The following is a 5509-nucleotide window of genomic DNA, read 5'->3' as shown; positions in this document are numbered from 1 at the left end:
GGACACACCACCACCAAGCGTCCATAACAGGCACCTGGCACCGCCAAGACCAACGACGAGGACATCAAAGACGGCACGGGCCAAGCTCCGGATAACGAACGCCCGACACAGCGAGGACCACGATGCCCCAGAGCGGCGACGACATCGCTCTCGACTCGGCGTTGGATCCGCTGGTCCTCGCGATGGACATCGGGTCCACGGCGACCCGCGGCGGCGTGCACGACGCGTCCGGCCGGCGGATCCACGGCCTGCAGCACAAGGTGCCGCACACCTTCACCATCGCGCCTGACGGCACCTCGATCATCGACCCCGATCAGGTGACGGCCGAGATCGAAGAGGTGCTCGACGCGGCAACCAACGACCTGCGGTTGGGAACCCGCATCGCTGGCGTCGCGATGGACACCTTCGCCGCCTCGCTGATCGCGGTCGACAAGGCCGGCCGCCCCCTCACGCCGTGCCTGACCTACGCCGATTCCCGCAGCGCGCACGCGGTCGCCGCCCTACTCGAGGAACTTGACGAACGGGCGGTTCACCAGCGCACCGGCACCCGCCTTCACACGAGCTACCACGCTCCACGCCTGCGCTGGCTCTCCGCCACACAGCCGCACCTCGTCGCCAACACCGCGAACTGGTGGTCCCTGGGCGAGTACGTCCTGGCTCGGCTGATCGGCCACCCCCTGGCCGGGACCTCTACGGTGGCGTGGACCGGCCTGCTCAACCGCAGCAGCGGCGAGTTCGACGCCGAACTCCTCGCCGCCGCGGGCGTCGACCCCGATCAGCTTTCCCCACCCCGGAACACGAACCAACCGGCTCCCGCAGCGAACACGACGCGCTGGCCCGCACTGGCCAAGGCGGCGTGGTTTCCCGTCATCACCGACGGCTTCGCCAGCAACGTCGGGTCCGGGGCCACCGACGCCACGGTGCTCACCGCGGCGACAGCCACCAGCGGTGCGCTGCGGGTGCTGCTCGACGGCCCGGCCGAGCCCCTGCCGTACGGACTGTGGAACTACCGGGTCGATGCGGGACGCACGCTGCTCGGCGGAGCGATCAACGACGTCGGTCGCGCCGTGAGTTGGGCACGGAGCACCCTACGTCTCAGCCCGGCACTCGCGGGCACCCTCACCGCGCCGCCGAATCACACCACGCCGCTGGTGCTGCCGTACCTCACCGGGGAACGAGCACCGGGCTGAGTCGGCGGGGCACGCGCTGTGCTCGGCGGAGTATCAGCAGCCAGCGACGCCGACACCCTGTTCCGCGGGATCGTCGAGGGCGTGGCCATCACCTATGCGCGAGTCGCCGACGAACTACGCTCAGCCGCCCCGCACATCTTGCAGGTCGCGGCAGCGGGACGCGTCAGCAACGACCACCCGGAATGGCTGCAGATCCTCGCGGACGTGCTGGGGCGACCCGTCACGCACGTGACCCGACGACGCGCGACGCAACGGGGCACAGCGCTACTCGCCCTCGACGAGCTGGCGCCGGACGCACCGCGTGCGAGCCGGGCCACCGGAGCGACATACGAGCCCCAGCCCGCACACGTCGAACACTACGCACAGCGGCGCGCACGATTCGCCGAGGCGTACGAGACGTTCAGACGTAGCTGACGATGCGGTGGCAGCTTCTCCTGTCGAGGGCGTCCAGTCGAGTTGGCGGAATGGCCCACGTCTCGGGATGGAGAACCGCTGCGGATCACGGCGCGACCCGGGCGGCGCGCCGTAGGAGTGCAAGCGCGAAGCGGGTCGCCTCCAGCGAAGGGGTGACGGCTCGGATGCGCCGGTGTTCGAGGTTCCGTCGCGATCCTGATGCTCAACGGGCCATGTGGCAAGCGTGGAGCGGCACGACGGAGACTGCGCGGGAAGCGTATCGAGGTCGAAACTCGGGCAGCGGCCGAGGTCGCGGCGACTGCCACGAGCCTTCCGCCCCGACGGAGCAGCCGGAACAATTCGGCCGCGTCGAACCACGTAGCCGCCCGCCTATCGGCGGAGGTGTCCAGTGTCATCCTCGGCACCGGTGTTCCGCGGGGCTTCGTTGCGGCCGTCCTCGCCGCCGTCCGGCGCACCTATCCAGCGGACGAAAAGCACGGTCGCGTCGTCCTGTAGCCGGTTGTCCTGGTGTGCGATCACGGCGTGCACGAGCCGCCGGGCGATTTCCGGCAGTGGCAGATCGTCGGCCAGGGCACGGACAGCGAGGTCGGACAGCCGGTCGAGGCCGAACAAGTCGCCTTCGGCGGACCGGGCTTCGGTGATGCCATCGGTGTAGAGCAGCACATCGTCGCCGGGCTCAAGGCTGTATCGAGTGACCAGCGGTTGGCGGTACTCCCCGAGCGTGACCGGCAGCGCGGTCGGGGTGGGCAGAACGGCGGCGATCTTGCCCTGCCGCAGCACGATGCCGCTCGGGTGTCCGGCAGAGATCACCCGAAGCTGGCCGGTGCGCTGGTCCAATTCGCCAAACACGCCGGTGATCAGGCCGGATCGGTCGAATCCTCGTGCCGCCGCGTCGATGTGATGGTAGGTCGCCACCAGGTCGTAGCCGGCACGGCGCGCGTTGCGGTAGGCAGCGAGGGCGATGGAGGCCAACATGACGGCCCGCAGGTCGCTCTGCGACCCGTGTCCGACGGCGTCGAACAACGCCAGATGCGCGACGTCGCCGTTGACGGCGAAGTCGAACGCGTCGCCACCCACGTCGTACGCAGGCTCCAGGATCCCGCTGATGACCATGTTGCTGGTAGCGAAGGTCAACGGCGGCAATTGGGCGCGCAGCATCTCGGCCGCCAAATTCATCGGTTCTCGTCTGCGGATTCGCTCAACCGTGTCGCTGTACATGCCGCGCGTGATGACCAACTCTGCGAGCAACGCGGCCACGTCGGCGAACTCCGCCTGCTGCGTGTTGAGCAGCTCGCCTGGACCGATAATCTCCACGACGCCGAGCCGCTCCAAACCGTCGACCAGCGGGAACCAGGCGCTCGCGTCGCCGCCGACTGCGGCGACAGCCCTCATCGTGCTGTAGGCGCGGCCAGGGAGGGTGCCGTCCACGGCGATCACCTCGCGCCGCGGTGACCGCTCGTCGGACAAGGGCGCCAGCACTCGCTGATGGTGATCGACCAGAAACATCACCGCATCTGACGCCCCCAGCTCGCGGACGGCCCGTCTGATCATCCCCGGTAGATCCTCGGGGAGGGCCCGATGGGATCGGACCAACATACGTCGTAGTGACAGAGCCTCGCTCACGTTCCTCATCTCCCTGCGCCCACGCCGTCACCCGTTGACCCCCGCACGACCGGCCAGGTCGGAGGCGTTCCCGCCACTGCGATGGACTTGGCCGTCGTCTGGTGCCACCCTAGGCTGGCGATGGGCCTGTGGCCCGCTCGTCGACGGAGCTGTCGGCGGCAGGCACCGGTTCCTCTGTGCGCGCACGCCGGTCGTCCGCGGTTTCCTCGGCGTCTGCTTGATCGTTGTCGGTGGGACGAGTGCCCGGCGGTGTGCGGTCGACGGTGGGCTGACCGTCGGGATGCGCACCCAGGTAACGCGTGGCGGTGTTGACGACCGCGAGCAGCGGCACCGCGACAAGACCGCCGACGATACCCGCGACGACGATGCCAGCGGCAATGGCGAGGATGACCGCCAAGGGGTGCAGCGCCACGGCACGGCCCATGATCAAGGGTTGAAGGACGTGACCTTCGAGTTGTTGCACGGCGATCACGACGCCCAGAATGATCAGCGCACTCACTGGACCTTGGGCGACCAACGCCACGAGTACGGCGACGGCGCCAGAGACTGTCGCACCGACCACGGGAATGAAGGCGCCGAGGAAGACCAGCGCGGCAAGCGGAAGGGCAAGCGGCACGTCCAGCACGAGCAGACCGATGCCGATGCCGAGCGCGTCGACGAAGGCGACGAGCACGGTGGCGCGGACATAGGAGATCAGCGTGTGCCACGAGTAGTGGCCGGCACGGGCGATGGATACCCGAGCGTCGTGTGGCAGCAGACGGCACAGGAAGCGCCAGATCCGATCGCCGTCACGCAAGAAGAAGAACAAGGTGAACAGTACGAGGAAGAACCCGGTCAGCAGCTCGCCGAGGGTGGTCGCGGTGCTCAGTGCTCCGGAGGTCAGTGCGCCCTGGTTCTGGGTGACCTGCGCCTGGGCCCGGTCGACCAAGCTACTGAGTTGTTGGTCGTTGAGATGCAGCGGGCCGCGGGCGAGCCACGCCTGCACCTCGTCGAGGCCGCCGCGGACCTGGTCGGCGAGTTCGTCGTACTGGTCGATGAAGGTCCGCACGATCATCGCCAGCGTGCCGAACACCGCAACCAGTCCCGCGACCAGGACCAGTGCGGCGGCAGGTGCGGCTCCGATACCGCGCCGGCGCAACAGCGCTGCGGCAGGCTGCAGGAGCGCTGCCAGCAGCAGCGCCACGATGACTGGGATGACGACCACTCGTAGCACACTGACCGTCTTGATGAGTACGTAGGCGCCGGCAACCAGCAGGATCAGCCGCCAGGCCCATGCGGCGGCCACTCTGATCCCGCGTGGCACCCCCAGGGCGTGAGCACCGTCCGGCTCATCCGGATCGACGACGAGCACCTGGCCGATTCGGGTGCCCAGGCCGGACTCGTCGAAGGGTGGCGGCTCGGCCTGCCGGGCAGCTTCCAGTCGCGCGCGTGCCTGGTCCCGCACCTGCGACGTCCAACGCATGGCTCGTCCCCCTGATGTGGTCTGCCCTGCGCGGCGGCGGTAGGCCAGAACGTCCTGACGGCCTCATCCCTACCCCTCGGTCAGTGACGGAAACGCCGCAGGCCACGACGGTCGACGGCTGATACAGATCTTGAATGGTCAAATCCGTCCGATGTGGTCTGTATGATGGCTCGGGGCTGGGGTAGATCGATGGAATGAGTTATCCCGATGGAGGTGGGTTGTCCGCGCGGGGGACGCGGTTGGCCAGGGAGGTCGCAACGGTGCCGACGGCTCGCCTGTCCGCCGATGTCGGTCCGGCCTGGCATGGTAGGGGGATGTGCAGAAACATCCGCGTGCTCAACAATTTCGAGCCGCCCGCGACCGAGGACGAGATCGAGGCCGCCGCACTGCAGTACGTGTCAATCCCCTGGAATCGTGGAGGGCTCCGTTATGCGGCCTGGGCCTCCAGGGCGCGGGTCTCTGATCGTTCGTAGTCGATGGGTGAGCGCCAGTCGCAGACGGAGTGCCGGCGGCGCCGGTTGTAGAAGTCGGTGATCCAGGTGGCGATCTTGATCCGGGCTTCGGTACGGGTGCGGAAGTGACGGCGGTGGACGTACTCGACCTTGATGGTGGAGAAGGTGGCCTCGGCGACGGCGTTGTCGAAGCACGAGCCGACCCGGCCCATCGACTGGCGTACCTTCCACCGGGCGCAGGTCCGGGCAAAGTCGGCCGAGGTGTACCTCACCGCCCCTGTCGCTGTGGAAGATCACCCCTTCGACACTGCCGCCGCGGGTGACGGCGGCCATGTTCAGCGCGGCGACGACCAGCCCGGCGTCGTGCT

Annotated in this window: 5 protein-coding genes and 1 pseudogene; 3 read left to right on the top strand and 3 right to left on the bottom strand. The window is 68.4% G+C overall.

The annotated features are described in order from the left end of the window. Window positions 1–161: 161 nt before the first annotated feature. Window positions 162–1190, top strand: a complete 1029-nt coding sequence (locus tag AB0H28_RS29805) for a gluconokinase (RefSeq protein WP_358047406.1) — start codon at window positions 162–164, stop codon at window positions 1188–1190. An 18-nt stretch (window positions 1191–1208) separates the two neighbouring features. Then, entirely contained in the window at window positions 1209–1604 is a 396-nt protein-coding gene (locus AB0H28_RS29800) for an FGGY-family carbohydrate kinase (RefSeq protein WP_358047403.1), read from the top strand. Between the two features lie 369 nt (window positions 1605–1973). Here AB0H28_RS29800 and AB0H28_RS29795 read toward each other — a convergent pair whose 3' ends face one another. After that, complete coding sequence (locus tag AB0H28_RS29795) at window positions 1974–3155, bottom strand: PP2C family protein-serine/threonine phosphatase (protein ID WP_358047400.1); 1182 nt, start codon at window positions 3153–3155, stop codon at window positions 1974–1976. Window positions 3156–3336: 181 nt separating this feature from the next. Next, window positions 3337–4689 (bottom strand): AI-2E family transporter, encoded by a 1353-nt coding sequence (locus AB0H28_RS29790; protein ID WP_358047397.1) that lies wholly within the window; start codon window positions 4687–4689, stop codon window positions 3337–3339. A 314-nt stretch (window positions 4690–5003) separates the two neighbouring features. On the opposite strand from AB0H28_RS29790, the pseudogene AB0H28_RS29785 reads away from it, so the two are divergent. Beyond that, window positions 5004–5087, top strand: a pseudogene (locus tag AB0H28_RS29785) (DUF2277 family protein); the annotation flags it as partial. A gap of 29 nt (window positions 5088–5116) precedes the next feature. Here AB0H28_RS29785 and AB0H28_RS29780 read toward each other — a convergent pair. Continuing rightward, window positions 5117–5413: an integrase core domain-containing protein gene (locus AB0H28_RS29780; protein WP_358047394.1), complete on the bottom strand. Its 297-nt coding sequence runs from the start codon at window positions 5411–5413 to the stop codon at window positions 5117–5119. Window positions 5414–5509 lie beyond the last annotated feature (96 nt).

Source organism: Micromonospora sp. NPDC050980, assembly GCF_040653835.1.
Classification (GTDB): domain Bacteria; phylum Actinomycetota; class Actinomycetes; order Mycobacteriales; family Micromonosporaceae; genus Micromonospora.
Note: the sequence above shows the minus strand (reverse complement) of the source record. Positions and strands in the feature narration are given on the sequence as shown.